Consider the following 16,068-nt stretch of genomic DNA (forward strand, 5'->3'; position numbering starts at 1 on the left):
CCTCGCCCCGAAGTGCCACCGCGAAGTGCCGCAGGGACCGCGCGGTTCACGCTAGTCGCGCTCGGTAGTAACTCGACTCGGCGTTCGGGACAGTCACCCCGCGCACGTCGAGGCCCGCCTCGGTAGCGACCGCCCGGAGTCGGGCCGGCGAGACGAGAACGAAGTCGAGCATCGGCCCGCGGAGGTCGCCGTACTCGACGCGGAACGACCGTCGGGCGACGCCTTCCCGCGGGTCCGGCCGGTAGCCGAAAAAGCGCTCGGGGTCGACGCGCGTCGGGTCGTACGAGTCGACGACGACTTCGCCGGTGGACGAAACGAGGTCGGCAAACGACGCGAGCAGGTCGGCGAGTCGGTCCAGCGAGCCCGCGAGTCCGACCTGCGTCCCGTTGGCGAGGACCGTCTCGAAGCCTCCCGCCGACGGCTCTGACCGACTCGCCCCGACCGGCGGGTCGAACATATCACCGACGACCGCCGCCTCGACGCCGCGCTCGCGGGCCGCGCGAACCGCGTTCGGGCTCACGTCGAAGGCGACGACCTCGCCGCGCTCCTGTCCGGCGAGAGCGTGCTGGCCCGCGCCGCATCCCACGTCGAGGACGGGCGTCCGAAGCGAGTCGACGAACTCGCGCTTCGCGGCGGGCCACCGCTGCGACGGGACGAGATAGTTCTCGTAGATGTGCGCGTCGCCGGCGGTACCACGGGCGTCGTCGCCGGCGCGGTAGACGCACGGGGCGCGCAGACAGCCGCGAACCCGGTCCAACATCGCCAGTCCGAGGGCGTCGTCGGGCATGACGTGTCGTTCGTCGCTCTCGTGTAAACTATATTTAATGTGCTGCTAGGTAGCAATCAACATGGTGCGGCGGAAGCGTCAGTCCAGTCGGCCCAAGTCGCCGTGTAGTTCGCGGTTCATCACGTCCGCGACGAACAGTCGGATGCGCTTGCGTAGCTCCGCTTCGGTGTCGTAGGTCTCGACGCGGAGGTCCCAGCGGGCGCGCGCCGCGCGAATCATCTCGCTCGTGACCGTCGCTTCGTGGACGAAGACGATTCTGTCGCCGTGCGTCTCGGAGAGTCGCTCGAGTATCGACCCCGCCTCCTCGCCGACGCCGAAGTTGTGGCCGAGAAACGGCAGCACGAACACGGTCGCGTTGCTCGCCTCGGCAAACGCGAGCGACTGCGTGGCGGCGTCCACCTCGTCGGTGCTGAGGTCCACGTCGACGGCGAGAAAGGCGTTGACACCCGGGTCCGCGCGGAGACTTCCTTGCACCCGTCGGAGGAGCGCGAGCGCGTCGTCGACCTCGTCCCGCGCGGCGAACAGCTTCCGAATCGGTCCGGGGAGGTCCTCGATGTCGATGGCGGCGAGTTCCTCCTCCGAAAGGACGTAGTTGAGGTTGAACGACTTGTACGGACCCATCACGTAGACGAGAAACCGGTCGTAGGTCGTTCGCCCGAGCGCCGCCCGTATCTCGTCGCGCGAGATGGCGTCCGTCATGGGCACACGTACCGCACGTTAGTATATAAAATTCGGATTTTTCAGCGAAGTTCGACTCAAGAACCGTTAACTCGATACGCTCCATCTAGCGAACCGAGATGGCGACGAACGACCCGGTCGATTCGGACGGGCTGCCCGAGGACCCCGCCGAGTTGCTGCCGCCGACGAGCGTCCTCACGCTGGACGAGTACCTCGACATGCAGGCGGCACTCGGCGACCGGACGCGCTTTACCCTGCTGTACCGACTGGTCCACTTCGGCGAGCGAAGTCCGAAAGCGCTGGCCGAGGCGCTCGACGTGCAGGCGAACACGCTCCACTACCACCTCGGTAAACTCGTCGACGCCGGGTTAGTCGAGAAGCGAAAACGGTCGCAAGCCGACGACGAGGGCCTGTTTTCGTACTATCGCGCCACGTCGCTCGGCTCCGACATCCTCGAACACGGCGTCGAGGAGCTCATCCGGCGCGAGCGCGACTACCGGGACGTCTACGCGTCGGAGTAGCGGCGTCACGGACGACCGCCGCGTCTCAGCTCCCACCCGCCCGCTGCCGAAGCCGCCGCCTATTTGGCGCTCGCTCGCGCAGGCTGAAGCGATGTCCAATCTCCTCCCCGAGGAAGCAAAAGAAAAGCTCGTCACCGTCTGCCGCACGGCCGTCGGCGACAGCCTCCGGTCGCTCACGTACTTCAGCCGCTTCGACTACGTGCAGGTGTACCTCCGCGAGGACCTCGAACAGGAGGCCGACCTGAACTCCTTTATCGGCAACGAGTGGCACGACTTCAAGATGACCCAGGACGCCTACCGCGGCTCCGAACTCGGCGACTACGAGTACACGATTCGCGTGTTCGAAAACGGCTACCTCGTTCGCATCACCGTCGAGGACTTTGGCGTCTTCGTCACCACCGACGGCATCTCGATGCAGGACTTCGAGGCGCTGGCGGCCGCGACGACCGAGATTCTCGACGAGTGGGCCATCGAGGAGTAAGCGGGCGAACCGGAATCCACCCCGTCAGTCCCAGAACGACTGGGTTCGGGCGTACTCGCGCTCCCGTTCGAGGATGTCGCGGTAGAAGTCGTCTTCGTCCTCGCGGAGCTTGTTGATGATGCGCGCGGCGTTGTGCGGGCCGACCCCGCGGGCCGCGAGCGCGACGACCGCCCGCTTGCCGTGGGCCTGCACGAGACTCGCCGAGCGGTAGGCCCGCTTCGTCAGTCGCTCCTGTTCGTCGTCTTTCTCCGGCGTGCGGACCGCTTTCACCGTCTCCTCGTCCCACGGATTGAGCGCGGCGACGCGGGTCGCGCCGCACTCGGGGCACGCCACGGGGTCGCGGACGCGCTTTACCTTCGTCTTTCGAGTCCAGTCTTTGCAGTGGAGACACGCCAACAGCACGCGGTCGTTCTGAATCCGGTCGCGGACCGTCTCGATGACGCTCGCGTCGGCGTTCTCGGGGACGAGCAGGTCGGTTCCCGACCCGCGGCCGCCGGTGCCGATGGCGGTCGGTTCGCGGGCGACGGCGAGTTCCACGTCGCCCTCGCGGACGCGGCGGAGCAGTTCAACCGTCTCCTCGACGGCGAGGTCCGTATGGAACACCTCGCGGACGGCCTCGTCGTAGACGGGCGTGTCCTCCAGCGCGGCGAGGAGGCGGTCGCCGCCGAAGCGACCCTTCCCCTGATAGCGCTTGAGCGCGCCGAACTTCGCGGCCACCTGTGCGAGCGTGAACTTCAGCGAGTCCGACCGCTTGAGCGCGAGTTCGAGCAGGGCCTCGACGTGGTCGGGGTCGGTCTCGCGGAGCACCTCGGCGAACGTCGTCGGGCGGACCTTCCCCGGCACGTCGAACTCGATGCGGTAGGGGTCGACCTCCATCCCGACCGACGAGCCGGTCCGCTGGCCGATGAGCGCCGAGAGGAGCCGACCGAGCGTCTCGTTCACCCGGTGGCCGTACGGCGAGTTCAGCGTCACCTTCCGAGGCGAGCCTTCGAGGACGAGCCTGTTCGCCGTCGGAATCGGCGCGTCGGCTTCGACCTGTTTCTCGATGGGGCCGAGCGCCGAGCGGACCGTGGCCTCGTCGGTCGGGTAGCGCATGGCGATGTCGCGGGCGACGGCCTCGCGGTCGGCTCCGGACTCGAACTGCGGCGCGGCCACGTCGCGGAGTTCGCCCACCTCACCGGCGACCGGCGCGGGCACCGGAATCTCCGAGCCGACCCACGACGGCACCTCGCCGCCGGGGTCCTCGATGGGCGAGACGTTCACTTGCGCCTCCTCCTCGTCCACGTCGTTGACGCGCCACATCTCGCCGCGCTGGATGAACGTCGCGCCCGGCGCGGCGAAGTTGAGGACGAACTTCTCGTCGAGCGTCCCTATCTGCCGGCGCGAGGAGATGTCGTGAACGTCGTAGGTCTCCTCGTCGGGAATCATCGAGAGGTTGGCGTAGAAGTACTGCCACGTGCCGCCGGACTTTTCGAGGAGGTCTTTGTCCTCGTCGAGCCAGAGGAGGCGGTTCCCCGAGAGTTCGCGGACGACCGCCCGAAAGTCGTCCTCGTCGAGGTCGCGGAAGGGGTACGCCCGCGTGATAATCTCGTAGGCGCGGCGGGCCGACACGTCACCGTAGTCCATGACGACGCCGACGATTTGGTTGGCGACGGTGTCGAGGCTCCCGTGGTGGACGCGGGCGGGTTCGACCTCGCCGGAGACGGCCCGCCGGGCGATGGCGAGCGCTTCGAGCGTGTCATCGGGGTGGTCGGTGACGACGGTCCCGCGGGAGACGACGCCCAAGCGGTGGCCCGCCCGGCCGACCCGCTGGAGGAGCCGCGACACCTCGCGGGGGCTGTTGTACTGGACGACGTGGTCCACCCGGCCCACGTCGATGCCGAGTTCCATCGACGACGTGCAGATGAGCGCGTCCAACTCGCCGGCCTTGAAGCGGTCTTCCACGTCGATGCGAACGTCCTTCGACAGCGAGCCGTGGTGGACCTCGATTGGGTCGCCGAGCGCCTTGAACCGCGAGCCGAGCGCCTCCGCGGTCTGTCTGGTGTTGACGAAGACGAGCACGGACTCGTGGTCGCGGACGATATCTCGAACCGTCCGGACGTGGCTCGCTATCTCGGGGTCGGTGGCGAGTTTGCCCGCCAGCGCCTCGTCCTCGTTCGTCACCTCGGGGCGGACGACTTCGAACTCGACGCGGTTGTCCACGTCGACCTCGATGACCTCGAACGGTCGGTCGCCGGTCAGGAACTTCCCGACCTCCTCGGGCGACCCGACCGTCGCCGAGAGCCCGATTCGCTGGAACGGCCCGGCCAACTCGCGGAGGCGCTCTAACCCGATTGTCAACTGCGCGCCGCGCTTCGCCGACGCGAGTTCGTGGACCTCGTCGACGACGACGTGGTGCACGTCCGACAGCGCCGTCCGCAACTTCTTCCCGGTGAGCATCGCCTGCAGCGTCTCGGGCGTCGTCACCAGCACGTCCGGCGGGTCGTTGGCCTGCTTCTGTCGCTGGTACTGCGTGGTGTCGCCGTGGCGAACGTCGATGTCGACGTCGAGCTGTTCGCCCCACCAGTCGAGCCGCTGGCGCATGTCGCGGTTCAGCGCCCGAAGCGGGGTGATGTAGAGCGCCGAGATACCGAACCGACCCTCGGCGTCGGCGATGGCCGAAAAGACCGGCAGCATCGCCGTCTCCGTCTTTCCGGTGCCCGTGGGCGCGATGATGAGGCCGTGTTTCCCGTCGGTCAGCGGGGGAATCGCCCGGCGCTGCGGCTCGGTGGGCGTCGTGAATCCGCGCTCCGAGAGCGCGTTTCGAACGGGCGACGAGAGCGTCGCGAAGGCGTCCATTCCGGCGGCGGCCTCGCCGTCTGGCATCGCCCGAGGTTACGGTTCGAAGCGATTAAGCGCACCGCTCGGGGCGGTCCCGACCGGGAGATTCATGTCGTCAGTGAATCAATTTCGGGCGTGTCCCCGAAACGAGTCTACTGGTCCGCGTTCCTCGTCTTCGGTCTCTGTGCCGCCGTCGATATCGCGCTCGACGTTTCCGCGGGAGACGTGGGTATCAACACCGCCGCAGCGGCCGCGGGCGTCGTCGTGGTCGGCTACGCGTCGGTCGTCGCCCTCCGCGACCCCGACCGCGCTCGGGTCCCGTCGGACTGGGGCCCGCTCGTCTACCTCGTCATCGTCGGCGCGGCGCTCTACACGTTCGGCGTCGCCCTCCAACTGTACTCGGTGGTGATGTGACTCCCGAACGGTCGTTCTGGCTGTCGCAGGCCGGCTTCACCGGCGGGAACCTGTTCATCGTTCTCGGCAACCAGCGGGGCGACCTCGCGGCGTGGCAACTGGTCTTCGCGGCGGTGCTGGCGCTTTCGACCCTCTGGTTCGTCGGCTACGCCGTTCGAGAACGAGAAAAGGGCGTCCCGGAGTTCTTCCGCGAGTGGACCGGTTGGCAACGACTCGCCAACGTGGCGGCCACCTCCGTGTTCGTCATCGGCACTCTCACGTTCGTCTTCGCGTAGCGGGTCGGAAAAACGGGAAGTCGCGTTTGACGACCGCGACGACTTCGGCCCCTCAGACGTTCCGGTAGTCGCCCAATCGCGTGCCGTCGAGCAGGTAGGCCTCCCCGTCCGCGAGGCCGTCGGGCAGGAACGGCGAGAGAAATCCCTGACCGGGGACGTTGACCCACGTCCCGCCCGAGGTGTCGTTGAACGCCGGGAACACCACGAGTTCGGCGTCGGCTCGCGTCACCTCCGCGGGGTCGACCTCGTAGTGCTCCGCGAACACTTCGGGAGCGAGAGCGCCGCGGAGCCAGACGCGCTCTTTCCGCGCGCCGCCGACCTCGTCCTCCAGCCTGACCGCCGGGTGCTCGTGAGCCGAACAGACCACGTCGGCGGCGAGCACCTCCCGCGAGGGCCACGTGTGGCCGTGGCAGAATCCCACGTCGCCGAGGCGGACGCCCGCGGGGTCTGTCACCTCCACGTCGTCGCCGAAAAATGCCGCGAGGCCGCCGTCGTGGTTGCCGGGGACGACCGTCAGTTCGGCGCGGTCGGCCACGGCGTCCGCGAGGTCGCGCAGTTCCTCGGCCTCGTCTCCCTCCGGGTCGCCGATGCGGTGACCGAGGTCGCCGAGGACGACCAGTCGGTCGGCGTCCGTCCGATCGAGAAGCGACAGCAGGCGCTCGCGGCGGACCGCGGCCTTCGACGGGAGTTCCACCCCGCGTTCGTACCGCAGGCCGGCCTCGATGCCGGCGTGGTAGTCGGCGACGACGAGCGAGCGCTCGGGGAACCCGCGTCTGCTCGTCCGCGCCACCGCGGCTGGGTGGCCGGGTATCGGTTCGACGAGCGGTCCCGACACGGCCTCAGATGGCCTTCAGCACGCCGTCCTGCGGCTCGTAACACCGGCCGCCGAGGAGCGCCTCTTGGATGGCGTCTTCGACCGCGCCGGGGTCCGCGCCGTACTCGTCGACGACGGCCGCGACGACCTCGTCGTGGGACGCGCCGTCGCCGTCGTCGAGGTCGTCCATGGCGTCCACGACGACCGATTCGAGGTCGATGTCCTCGGCGGCTTCGTCGGCGTCGGCCTCGGTCTCGGCGTCGTCCGACCCGGCGTCGAGCGTCGGCTCGGGTTCGGATTCCGGTTCGGCGTCGACCGCCGGTTCGGGTTCCGAGGCGGCGTCGGCCGCGGGGTCCGCTTCCGGCTCTGCTACCGGTTCGGAGTCGGCGGGTTCGTCTTCGAGTTGTTCGGTGAGGTCGTCCGCGTCGGGCACGTCGATGTCCGCCTCGCCGGCGGGGTCGACGTCCGCGCCGGAGGTGAACTCCGTACCGAACTCGGACTCGATTTCGGCCCGCTCGTCTTCGTCGAGTTCGTACATCCCGTCGGGGTCGACCGAGTCGTCGGCGTCGGTGGTCGCGGAGTCGGTCGCCGCGTCGGTTGACGACTCGTCGGCCGCGGCGGCCGACGCGTCCGCCTCGGGTTCGGGGTCGTCGAAACCGTCCTCGAAGTCGCCGAGCGTGCCGTCGTCGGAGCCGCCGAAGGTGTCCGATTCGGCCGTATCCGCGTCGGTGGCGTCGTCCTCGAAATCGCCGAGCGCGCCGTCGTCCGAGCCGGCGTCGAAGTCGGGCTCCGAGTCGGCGTCGAGCGAGTCGGACGCGAGGTCGGGTTCGGACGTGAGATCAGGTTCCGCAGCAGGTTCCGGCTCTGCGTCAGGTTCGGGGTCCGCCGCGGGTTTCGGCTCTGCGTCAGCTGTCGTGGACGGTGCGGTCTCCGGTTCTGACTCGGACGCCGGCTGGCTTTCGGTCGCGGTGGTCGCTTCGGCGGCGACGGGTTCCGAGTCGGATGCTGGCTCCGACTCGGGTTCCGGTTCAGGCTCGGCTTCCGCGGCGGGTTCGGGCTCGCCTCCGGCGTCGAGTTCCGGTTCCGGTTCCGTGTCGGCGTCAGCGACCGTCTCGGCGTCCGGTTCGGCGTCGAACTCGCCCGCGTCGGGCTCCGAGTTGTCGAGGTCGTCGCCGTCGTCCGCGTCCGCCTCGCCGACCTCGATATCGACGCTCGCGGCCGGTTCGAGGTCGAGTTCGGGGAGCGAGCCGAGGACCGCGTCCCCGCCGTCGCCGGGGGCGACGTCGAGGGGGTCGACTTGGTCGCGGTCGCCCGCGACGAGTTCGAGCGCCTGCACGGCGACTTCGCGCAGGGCCTCGAGGTAGGTCCGGGTCGTCCCGTAGTGGTCGATGGCGCGGGGGACGCCCGCCGCGAGCGTCGAGTCCACGCCGCGCGCTTCGAGCGCGCGAGTCAGGTCGTCGCCGCGGTAGGACATCGACAGCGCCTCGTCGAACACCGCGATGCGGCGGAGCGTCGCCTCGGCGGCCGAGACGATCCAGCGGTCGCGCACGTCGGCGTCGACGGTGTTGACGCTCTCGGGGCGGACCGAGGAGTAAACCACGTCGGCGTCGTCCGGTTCGTACGTCCGGGCCTTGCCCGCGAGCGAGACGAACGCCGGGGGCGTCGCCGCGTCGAGGGAGGCCATCGGCTCTGGCTGGTACTGCCCGGCGTAGGTGACGAACGCGCCCGTCGGGTCCGCGATGCGCCCGCGGAGCACCTCGTCGTTGACGTGTTCGACCTCGGTGAGCACGCCCGCGACGAACGTCCGGTTCAGCCGTGCGCCGGTGGGCGTGACCACGTAGTTCGGCGCGCGCTCCTCGTCGCTCTCGGAGTACGAAAGCGACGCGTCGTCGAACTCGGCGGCGAAGACGCGGTAGGCGATTTCCCGCGTGCCGACGACCGGCGAGGCGCTCATGCGCGCACCTCCGTGAGGAGGGCGGCCGCGCGTTCGGCCGGGTCGTCGTCCGTCTCCTCGAACTCGTCGGCTTCGAGGTTCGCGCCGTACTCGTCCACGGAGAGGTTCCCGCGGACGCGGTACTCGCGGCCGACGAGCGTGTCGGCGATGTCGTCGGCGACGACCTCCTTGTCCATCGCCTCGCGGGCGGCCTCCATCGCGTCGGCCATCGTCCCGCCGTAGATTTCCTCTGTGAGGTCGCGGTCGAGGATGGCGGTCACCGTGCCGGTGCCGTCGTCGAGAATCGCCTTCACGCGCATGTCGTCCTCGCCGTCGACCTCGCCGTGCTGTCGGCACTGACCGTTCTGGACGACGCGACTGCATTTGGGACAGCGCTCGATGAGCCCGGAGCCGTCGCGCACTTCGAGGACGTTGCCGAGCACTTCCACGTCGAACATCCCGCCGGCGTCGACGGCCTCGCCGATTTTCAGGCGGGGCGCGGAGTCGGTCACGGCGACGGGGTCGTCGAGGACCTCGAGCGTCGTGAACTCCGAGAGGTTCACCTGCGGCACGCCGCGGAACTCCCGGACGTACACGTCCGAGAGACGGACGCTCGCGCCCTCTTTCACGTCGGGGCGCGGTGCCCAGTCGGTGAAGGGGAGCCGGCCGGTCTCGTCGGCGACGACGCCCGAGAGGATTGTCGTCTCACCGTTTCGGCCGTCGATGGTGCGCGAGTCGACTTCGAGGACGCGGACCTCGACGGTTCGGCCGCGGTCGCCGGCCTGCAGGTCGATGAGGTCGGCCTCGCCGCCGATGCGGTCGTCGTAGGGCGTCTCGACCGTCTCGGACTCCACGCCGACCGTCGAGGACGCGCCGATGTTCAGTTCGGGCTTGCCGTCCCACTCGCGGACGCCGGCGTTACCGATGACGACGGAGTCGCCCGGTTCGAAGCCGAAGTCCTGCCACGCGGTGTAGGAGATGACGCCGGACTCGTCGGCGAGTTCTCCCTCGCGGATGGTCTGTTCGTCGCCCTGATAGACGATAGAGCGGGTGCCCACGGTGAGCACGCGGACCGTCACGGAGACGTTGCCGCCGTCGGGGTCGATGTCGGCGATTCGCTTCGTGGACGGCGCGCCGTCGCTGCCGCCGGAGCTTCCGCCGCCGTGTTTGCGGCGGACGCTCTGTTTCGCCTCGTCGAGCGGGACGCTGTACTGCAGGAGGTTCTGCAGGTCGGATTTGACCTCCTCTTTGTCGACACCGAGGGCGGAGGCAAGCTCCTCGGCGTGCTGGTCGAGTTCCATCGAGTCGGGATTCGCCCCCGTCGGATAAAAAGTGTTGCCGGGCGTGCGGGCGGCGACCGGCGGGCGAATCACTAAGTGCTCGCGTGTCAGTTGGAGTCGTATGTCGAACGACGAGACCCCGGACGCCGACGCCGCCGACGAGGAGGTCTCCTTCTCTGTGACCATCGAGGACGGCTGGACGACCATCGTGATGGAGGGCGACAAGGACAGCGCGGTCGTCGTCCGCTCGGCGTCCGGCGAGCGAATCTACCTCCCGCCGGAGGGGTTCGACGCCGAGGCGGCCACCGACAGCGCGTACCAGTCGTCGGACAGCCCCTACCAGTCGGCGTACGACTCGCCGTACCAGTCGGTCCAGACCGACGACTCGCCGTATCAGTCAGCCCGCGGCACGATGCCGCGAGAAGGGATGGTGCCGACCCGCGGCGGCTACCGGATTCGCCACCCCGAGCCGGTGACCGACGTGCGCCTCCTCCGCTGAACGGGGGTCGCCCGCTCAGTTCGCGTCCGCCTCGTCGGCGTCCGCATCGCTGGCTTCGACTTCGTTTTCCGCCCCGGCAGAGACGTCGGTGTCCCCGTCGAGGATGCTGTGGTAGTACTCCACCGTCTCGTCGACGACGCGGTCCCACGTGTACGGTTCGTACTCCGGTTCTCCCTCCAGCGAGAGGCCGTACTCGATACCGTCGGCGATAGAGCGCGAGTCGGGTTCGACCTCGATGACGCAGTCCTCGGGGAGGACCTCCGCCGCGCCGCTCTCGGTGGCGACGACGCGCGTGCCGGTCGAGAGCGCTTCGACGATGGTGATGCCGAACGGCTCGGACAGCGACGGCGAGACGAACAGGTCCGCCGAGGCGTAGTAGTCGCCGAGGGCCTCCTCGGGGACGTAGCCGGCCCATTTGATGCGGTCTTCGACGCCGAGCAGTTCGGCGAAGCGCTTGAGTTGGGCGGTGAGGTGACCCGACCCGCCCATGACGAGCGTCACGTCGTCGCGGGCGAGTTTCTCCATCGCGTAGACGAGATGCGAGATGCCCTTCTGGTCGGTGTGCCGGCCGACGAAAAACAGCATCTTCCCGTCGATGCCGAGTTCCTCTTTGAGGTCACGGCCCGTCGTCTCGCACTCCGAAAAGCCGTTGTAGATGACGTGGCAGTCGCCGCCGTACTCCCGTTTGACCTTGTCGGCGAGGAGTTCGCTCACCGCGAGCAGGTGGTCACAGCGCTCGGCGATTCGGCGCTCGGTCTCGACTTCCCGCTGCGGCGGGTCGATGTTGCGGTCGGACGAAAGCGAGTGGAACGTGGTCACCCACTCCACGTCCTCGTTGTTCGACTTCGCGCGCGACCCCGGCCCGTAGCCGAACCAGTCGTGGGTGTGGACGATGTCGGCCTCGGCGGCGCGCTCCGCGAACGTCGACCCCAGCCGTCCGATTCGGGTGATGATGTCCCCTTCGCCCGTCGGGACCCCGACGATTCCCTCGCGGTCCGGCGCGTACTCGGCGGGAAGCACGAGTTCGATGTCCACGTCATCCCGGTCTTCGAGTCGCTCGAACATTTCGCCGACGTGCGTGTCGAGCCCGCCGCTGACGTTCGGCGGAAACCCCCACCCCAGCATCAGGACCTTGGCAGTCATAGATGCCACAATGTACCACAGAGGCCTATTTAATTCCTGTCCGGCAATACTGCGACGGCACCCCACCGAAAGGCGTTTTCGCCGCGGCGACGACCCGCGAGTATGCACGTCCACGTCAACGCCGCCGCCAGCCTCGACGGCAAGCTCTCGTCTCGCCGCCGCGAGCAGGTGATGATAAGCGGCGACGACGACTTCGCCCGCGTGGACGAGATTCGCGCGGCCGCAGACGCCGTCGCCGTCGGCGTCGGAACCGTCCTCGCCGACGATCCGCACCTCACGCTCGACGACCCCGACCTCGTCGCGGCCCGCGAAGAACGAGGCGACCCGCCGCATCCCGCCCGCGTCGTCGCCGACTCGCGCGCTCGAACTCCGACCGACGCCCGGATTCTGGACGACGCGGCGACGACCTACGTGCTCGTCTCCGAGGCCGCGCCCGCCGACCGCCGCGAGGCGCTCGAATCCGCCGGCGCGGAACTCGTCGTCGCGGGCGCGGAGCGAGTGTCGCTCCCCGACGCCTTCGACGCGCTCGAATCGCGCGGCGTCGACCGGCTCATGGTCGAAGGCGGCGGGGAACTCATCTTCTCGCTGTTCGAGGCCGGTCTCGTCGACGAACTCACCCTCTACGTCGGCTCGATGGTCATCGGGGGCCGCGACGCGCCGACCCTCGCCGACGGCGAGGGCTTCGTCGCCGACTTTCCCAAGCTATCGCTCCGCGACGTGGAGCGCGTCGACGACGGCGTGCTCCTGACCTACGACTGCTGAGGATCGCTCCCTGAATCCGGCCGATTTCGCCGCGAACACGGAGTTTCGCGGTCGTGCGTCGGCACGCAAACAGGCGCAATGGGTAAGAGTGTCGCGCCGATACGTGGAGGTATGAGCACTCCGAAGACAACCGATGCACCCGTCCACGTCGAGAGTTCGGACCACCTCGACGAACTCATCGCCGACAACGCGGTCGTCCTCGTGGACTACCACGCCGAGTGGTGCGGCCCGTGTAAGATGCTCGAACCCACCGTGGAGGAAATCGCCGAGGAGACCGACGCCGTCGTCGCCAAGGTCGACATCGACGAACTCCAAGAACTAGCCCGCGAGAAAGGAATTCGCAGCGTCCCGACCCTGCAGTTCTACGCCGGCGGCGAGCAGGTCAAAGAGGTCATCGGCGTCCAGAGCAAAGAGGACCTCGTCGACATCATCGAAGCCGCCGCGTAACTCGGCGTCCGCTCGACTCGACTCGACTCGACTCGGTTCCTCAGTTTTCTCCCACGGCGAGCGACGGCGCGGCGCGCGCTCGGGGCGGCGTCGCTCGTCGGGACGGTTCGGTCGAAAAGCGATGTCAGAGGCCGCTCAGAAGGGCGCGTCGGACACGTCGGGTTCGAACCCCGCGCCCGGTTCGTCGTCGTAGAAGCCGCCGGTCGAGGCGTGGACCGCGTCTATCTCCTCGAACTCGGCGACCATGCGCGCCTTCAGCGCCTGAATCGTCATCGGCGAGATGCCGCATCCGGAACACGCGCCGGTGAGTGAAATCCACACCTCGCCGGTCTCCTCGTCGATTGCCTCGATACCCGCGTCGCCGCCGTGCATCTCGATTTGGGGGAAGTTCCGCCGCATGAACAGGTCGAGCCGTTCTTCGAGGGACTTCTCCGACGTCTGCGAACTCATACCGAGAGGTGGGGTGCGGGCGAGCATAACGATTGCTCCGAACGGGTCGCGGCGAATTTCGCGAGACGCTGTCGGGGGAGTCGGTCGGCGAGGGCTTTTTACCACGGAGAGAGTATCGGAACCTATGATTTCACTCGACGAGGCAGTCACGGCCCGCCTGGAATCTCACGGCGCGCGGTTCGAGGTGCTCATCGACCCCGACGCGGCGCTCTCGATAAAGCGCGGTGAGTTCGACGGCGACCTCGAAGAGGTCATCGCCGCCGAAGACGTGTTCGAGGACGCCTCCCGCGGCGACCGCCCCGCCGAGAACGACCTCGAGAAGGTGTTCGGAACGACCGACCCGCTCCAGATAATCCCCGAGGTCGTCAAGAAAGGGGAGATTCAGATCACGGCCGAACAGCGCCGCGAGATGCAAGAACAGAAGCGCAAGTCGCTCATCAACCGCATCGCCCGCAACGCGGTCAACCCGCAGATGAACGACTCGCCGCACCCGCCGGAGCGAATCGAGCGCGCGCTCGAAGAGGCCGGGTTCAAAATCGACCCGATGGAGCCGGTCGAGTCGCAGGTCGACGACGCGCTCGACGCGCTCCGACCCGTGTTGCCAATCAAGTTCGCCGAAGTCACCGTCGCCGTCCAACTCCCGGCCGAGTACGCCGGCAGCGGACAGGCACAGATTCGGAGCTACGGCGACCTCGAACGCGAGGAGTGGCAGAACGACGGCTCGTGGGTCGGCGTCATCACGTTCCCCGCGGGGATGCAAAACGACTTCTACGACAAGGTGAACAACATCACGAGCGGCACGGCCGAGACGCGCATCGTCAAGGACGAAGACGAACTCTGAGGCGCGTCGGCGAGTCTCGAACGCGAACTACCCCTTCTTGAAGCCGACGAGGAAACCGCCGGAGAAGCCGGCGGAGATAGACAGGGTCGAGAGCACCGTCGAAATCCAGTCCGGCGGCGCGCCGGTCGCGGCGTCCTGCGTGGCGCTCACGAGGCCGCCGGTGAGGCGCTCCCAGTCGACGGTGATGATGCCCCGCGATTCGAGGAACTTGAACACGGCGAGTTCGAGGCCGACGATGACGGCGATGAGCTTCGCGATTTTCTTGGCCGCGAAGCCGATGATACCGCCGATGACGGCCCCGCTCCCGAACTCGATGCCGAGCTGCTGCGGGTCGATGCTCAGTTGCAAGGGGTCCATACGGCGAACATCCCGCCCGTTGGTATAAGTGATTTGTGGGGAGACTGTCGCAGTCACCGAACTGTCAGGTCGCGTCCGGGCAACCTACAAGAGTCCCGGCGTCCAAACGCGGCCATGGAACGGGAGGTGACGGGACGCCATCTCGACGCGTGACCCCGGCCGAGCGGGGCTTAAGTGCCTCCGGCGGCTAGTACCGACTGACACAGTGCAGGCTACGTACCCCACACTCGAGGTGCGGCGATGAGTCGCGTCGTCGTCGCGAAGCGCGTCGACCGCGGCGACGCCGACCTCACGGAGATTTCCGACCTCGCCCGCGCGGCGGGCTACGAGGTGGTCGGCGAACTCACCCAGACCCGAGAGGAGGACGCCGCGTTCCACTTCGGCGAAGGGAAGGTCGGCGAGTTAGCGTCGCTCGTCGCGCGTGAGGACGCCGCCGCCGTCGTCTTCGACAACCGACTGGGCCCCTACCAGACGTACAACATCGCCCAGAAGCTCCCGGACGACGCGGAGGTCATCGACCGCTTCACGCTCATCCTCGAAATCTTCGGCCAGCGGGCCAACACCCGCAAGGCGCAGCTACAGGTCGAACTCGCGGAGCTACGCTACGAACTGCCGCGCGCCGAGGCGAAGGCGTCGCTGGCGAAGCGCGACGAGCGCCCCGGGTTCATGGGCCTCGGCGAGTACGACGAGAGCCGCGAGCAGGACATCAAGGCCCAGATTTCGCGCATCAAGAACGAACTGGACGCCATCGCGGACAAAGAGGAGACCCGGCGCGAACAGCGCCGCGAGTCCGGCTTCGACCTCGTGGCCCTCGCGGGCTACACGAACGCCGGGAAGTCGACGCTGATGCAGCGGCTCGCCGCCGACCTCGAAGTCGGCCAGAACGACGACCTTCACCCGGACCTCGACCCGACCGCGGAGTCCCAAGACAAGCTGTTTACCACCCTCGGGACGACCACGCGCCGCGCCGAGACGGGCAAGCGCGACGTGCTTCTCACCGACACCGTCGGGTTCGTCTCGGACCTCCCCCACTGGCTCGTGGAGTCGTTCAAGTCCACGCTCGATTCGGTCTACCGCGCCGACCTCGTGTTGCTCGTCGTGGACGCCTCCGAGCCCATCGAGGAGATGCGCGAGAAGCTCGTCACCAGCCACGACACGCTCTACGAGCGCAACGAAGCGCCCATCGTGACCGTGTTCAACAAGGTGGACAAGGTCGAGGCCGAGGAACTCGAGGAAAAGCGCGCGGCGCTGTCGGCGCTCGCGCCCAATCCGGTCGCCGTCTCGGGGCTGACCGGCGAGAACGTCGAGGAACTGGCCGACCGCGTCGAGGGCGAACTGCCCGCGTGGAAGCGCGAGCGACTGCTGTTGCCGATGGCCGACGACACGATGAGCCTCGTCTCGTGGCTCTACGACCACGCCCACGTCGAGGCCGAGGAGTACGAGGGCGAACAGGTCCACGTCGAGTTCGAGGCGCGCCCCGCAATCGTCGAGAAGGCGCGGGCGAAGGCCGCCGACCTCTCCGCGCCGGCCGACTCGGCCTGAGTCGAACCGTCGGAGCCGCCCGCC

At 68.1% G+C, this 16,068-nt stretch carries 18 protein-coding genes; 9 read left to right on the forward strand and 9 right to left on the reverse strand.

Going from position 1 to position 16,068, the window contains the following annotated elements; all coding sequences use genetic code 11:
- Window positions 1–46: 46 nt before the first annotated feature.
- Both BN984_RS13160 and BN984_RS13165 read right to left on the reverse strand, forming a co-directional pair.
- On the reverse strand, window positions 47–787 hold the full coding sequence (locus BN984_RS13160) for a class I SAM-dependent methyltransferase (RefSeq protein WP_008093111.1): 741 nt from the start codon (window positions 785–787) through the stop codon (window positions 47–49).
- Window positions 788–865: 78 nt separating this feature from the next.
- A complete protein-coding gene (locus BN984_RS13165; protein ID WP_008093113.1) occupies window positions 866–1,486 on the reverse strand; it encodes a DUF7509 family protein in 621 nt (206 codons plus the stop codon).
- 98 nt (window positions 1,487–1,584) lie between these two features.
- Here BN984_RS13165 and BN984_RS13170 point away from each other — a divergent pair, with 98 nt between their 5' ends.
- On the forward strand, window positions 1,585–1,986 hold the full coding sequence (locus BN984_RS13170) for an ArsR/SmtB family transcription factor (RefSeq protein ID WP_008093115.1): 402 nt from the start codon (window positions 1,585–1,587) through the stop codon (window positions 1,984–1,986).
- A gap of 91 nt (window positions 1,987–2,077) precedes the next feature.
- The gene (locus tag BN984_RS13175; RefSeq protein WP_004977200.1) at window positions 2,078–2,467 is read left to right on the forward strand and encodes a DUF7522 family protein; all 390 of its coding nucleotides are present in this window, start codon (window positions 2,078–2,080) and stop codon (window positions 2,465–2,467) included.
- A gap of 24 nt (window positions 2,468–2,491) precedes the next feature.
- Here the strand turns inward: BN984_RS13175 and BN984_RS13180 are convergent, their stop codons facing one another.
- Entirely contained in the window at window positions 2,492–5,332 is a 2,841-nt protein-coding gene (locus BN984_RS13180) for a DEAD/DEAH box helicase (RefSeq protein ID WP_008093118.1), read from the reverse strand.
- A gap of 90 nt (window positions 5,333–5,422) precedes the next feature.
- Between BN984_RS13180 and BN984_RS13185 the strand changes: the two genes are divergently transcribed.
- Both BN984_RS13185 and BN984_RS13190 read left to right on the forward strand, forming a co-directional pair.
- Window positions 5,423–5,701, forward strand: coding sequence for a hypothetical protein (locus tag BN984_RS13185; protein ID WP_049968408.1), 279 nt, complete (start codon window positions 5,423–5,425; stop codon window positions 5,699–5,701).
- A complete protein-coding gene (locus BN984_RS13190; protein WP_049968409.1) occupies window positions 5,698–5,976 on the forward strand; it encodes a hypothetical protein in 279 nt (92 codons plus the stop codon). The genes BN984_RS13185 and BN984_RS13190 overlap by 4 nt, the downstream gene beginning before the upstream one ends.
- A 52-nt stretch (window positions 5,977–6,028) precedes the next feature.
- Here BN984_RS13190 and BN984_RS13195 read toward each other — a convergent pair whose 3' ends face one another.
- The 3 genes from BN984_RS13195 to BN984_RS13205 are packed head-to-tail and all read right to left on the reverse strand — an operon-like array spanning window position 6,029 to window position 10,024.
- The gene (locus BN984_RS13195) at window positions 6,029–6,811 is read right to left on the reverse strand and encodes a metallophosphoesterase (protein ID WP_049913421.1); all 783 of its coding nucleotides are present in this window, start codon (window positions 6,809–6,811) and stop codon (window positions 6,029–6,031) included.
- Between the two features lie 4 nt (window positions 6,812–6,815).
- A complete protein-coding gene (locus BN984_RS13200; RefSeq protein ID WP_049968410.1) occupies window positions 6,816–8,744 on the reverse strand; it encodes a rpa-associated protein in 1,929 nt (642 codons plus the stop codon).
- On the reverse strand, window positions 8,741–10,024 hold the full coding sequence (locus BN984_RS13205; RefSeq protein ID WP_008093128.1) for a Single-stranded DNA binding protein: 1,284 nt from the start codon (window positions 10,022–10,024) through the stop codon (window positions 8,741–8,743). Before BN984_RS13205 ends, BN984_RS13200 begins: the two co-directional genes overlap by 4 nt.
- 100 nt (window positions 10,025–10,124) lie before the next feature.
- Between BN984_RS13205 and BN984_RS13210 the strand changes: the two genes are divergently transcribed.
- A complete protein-coding gene (locus tag BN984_RS13210) occupies window positions 10,125–10,502 on the forward strand; it encodes a DUF7510 family protein (protein ID WP_008093129.1) in 378 nt (125 codons plus the stop codon).
- A gap of 15 nt (window positions 10,503–10,517) precedes the next feature.
- On the opposite strand, the gene BN984_RS13215 is transcribed toward BN984_RS13210, so the two are convergent.
- Window positions 10,518–11,627, reverse strand: a complete 1,110-nt coding sequence (locus BN984_RS13215) for a glycosyltransferase family 4 protein (RefSeq protein ID WP_008093131.1) — start codon at window positions 11,625–11,627, stop codon at window positions 10,518–10,520.
- A 120-nt stretch (window positions 11,628–11,747) separates the two neighbouring features.
- Here BN984_RS13215 and BN984_RS13220 point away from each other — a divergent pair, with 120 nt between their 5' ends.
- Window positions 11,748–12,407: a 2,5-diamino-6-(ribosylamino)-4(3H)-pyrimidinone 5'-phosphate reductase gene (locus BN984_RS13220; RefSeq protein WP_008093132.1), complete on the forward strand. Its 660-nt coding sequence runs from the start codon at window positions 11,748–11,750 to the stop codon at window positions 12,405–12,407.
- A 111-nt stretch (window positions 12,408–12,518) separates the two neighbouring features.
- Window positions 12,519–12,854 (forward strand): thioredoxin, encoded by a 336-nt coding sequence (gene trxA / locus BN984_RS13225; RefSeq protein ID WP_008093133.1) that lies wholly within the window; start codon window positions 12,519–12,521, stop codon window positions 12,852–12,854.
- 135 nt (window positions 12,855–12,989) lie between these two features.
- Here the strand turns inward: trxA and BN984_RS13230 are convergent, their stop codons facing one another.
- Window positions 12,990–13,304, reverse strand: a complete 315-nt coding sequence (locus BN984_RS13230) for a NifU family protein (RefSeq protein ID WP_004043595.1) — start codon at window positions 13,302–13,304, stop codon at window positions 12,990–12,992.
- Window positions 13,305–13,428: 124 nt separating this feature from the next.
- Here BN984_RS13230 and BN984_RS13235 point away from each other — a divergent pair, with 124 nt between their 5' ends.
- Window positions 13,429–14,145: a ribosome assembly factor SBDS gene (locus tag BN984_RS13235; RefSeq protein ID WP_004043594.1), complete on the forward strand. Its 717-nt coding sequence runs from the start codon at window positions 13,429–13,431 to the stop codon at window positions 14,143–14,145.
- 27 nt (window positions 14,146–14,172) lie between these two features.
- Here the strand turns inward: BN984_RS13235 and BN984_RS13240 are convergent, their stop codons facing one another.
- On the reverse strand, window positions 14,173–14,502 hold the full coding sequence (locus BN984_RS13240; RefSeq protein WP_004043593.1) for an FUN14 domain-containing protein: 330 nt from the start codon (window positions 14,500–14,502) through the stop codon (window positions 14,173–14,175).
- A 240-nt stretch (window positions 14,503–14,742) separates the two neighbouring features.
- Between BN984_RS13240 and hflX the strand changes: the two genes are divergently transcribed.
- The gene (gene hflX, locus BN984_RS13245; protein ID WP_008093134.1) at window positions 14,743–16,044 is read left to right on the forward strand and encodes a GTPase HflX; all 1,302 of its coding nucleotides are present in this window, start codon (window positions 14,743–14,745) and stop codon (window positions 16,042–16,044) included.
- The last annotated feature ends 24 nt before the right edge of the window (window positions 16,045–16,068 follow it).

Origin of the sequence: Haloferax prahovense (assembly GCF_000723845.1) — an archaeon.
Lineage (GTDB): Archaea > Halobacteriota > Halobacteria > Halobacteriales > Haloferacaceae > Haloferax > Haloferax prahovense.

Bases quoted from the DNA above. Each gene is read 5' to 3' on its own strand.
- BN984_RS13235 (WP_004043594.1), top strand. From the start codon at position 13,429: ATGATTTCACTCGACGAGGCAGTCACGGCCCGCCTGGAATCTCACGGC.
- BN984_RS13220 (WP_008093132.1), top strand. From the start codon at position 11,748: ATGCACGTCCACGTCAACGCCGCCGCCAGCCTCGACGGCAAGCTCTCG.
- BN984_RS13160 (WP_008093111.1), bottom strand. From the start codon at position 787: ATGCCCGACGACGCCCTCGGACTGGCGATGTTGGACCGGGTTCGCGGC.
- BN984_RS13230 (WP_004043595.1), bottom strand. From the start codon at position 13,304: ATGAGTTCGCAGACGTCGGAGAAGTCCCTCGAAGAACGGCTCGACCTG.
- BN984_RS13180 (WP_008093118.1), bottom strand. From the start codon at position 5,332: ATGCCAGACGGCGAGGCCGCCGCCGGAATGGACGCCTTCGCGACGCTC.
- BN984_RS13215 (WP_008093131.1), bottom strand. From the start codon at position 11,627: ATGCTGGGGTGGGGGTTTCCGCCGAACGTCAGCGGCGGGCTCGACACG.
- BN984_RS13165 (WP_008093113.1), bottom strand. From the start codon at position 1,486: ATGACGGACGCCATCTCGCGCGACGAGATACGGGCGGCGCTCGGGCGA.
- BN984_RS13200 (WP_049968410.1), bottom strand. From the start codon at position 8,744: ATGAGCGCCTCGCCGGTCGTCGGCACGCGGGAAATCGCCTACCGCGTC.
- hflX (WP_008093134.1), top strand. From the start codon at position 14,743: ATGAGTCGCGTCGTCGTCGCGAAGCGCGTCGACCGCGGCGACGCCGAC.
- BN984_RS13170 (WP_008093115.1), top strand. From the start codon at position 1,585: ATGGCGACGAACGACCCGGTCGATTCGGACGGGCTGCCCGAGGACCCC.
- BN984_RS13210 (WP_008093129.1), top strand. From the start codon at position 10,125: ATGTCGAACGACGAGACCCCGGACGCCGACGCCGCCGACGAGGAGGTC.
- trxA (WP_008093133.1), top strand. From the start codon at position 12,519: ATGAGCACTCCGAAGACAACCGATGCACCCGTCCACGTCGAGAGTTCG.
- BN984_RS13205 (WP_008093128.1), bottom strand. From the start codon at position 10,024: ATGGAACTCGACCAGCACGCCGAGGAGCTTGCCTCCGCCCTCGGTGTC.
- BN984_RS13240 (WP_004043593.1), bottom strand. From the start codon at position 14,502: ATGGACCCCTTGCAACTGAGCATCGACCCGCAGCAGCTCGGCATCGAG.
- BN984_RS13175 (WP_004977200.1), top strand. From the start codon at position 2,078: ATGTCCAATCTCCTCCCCGAGGAAGCAAAAGAAAAGCTCGTCACCGTC.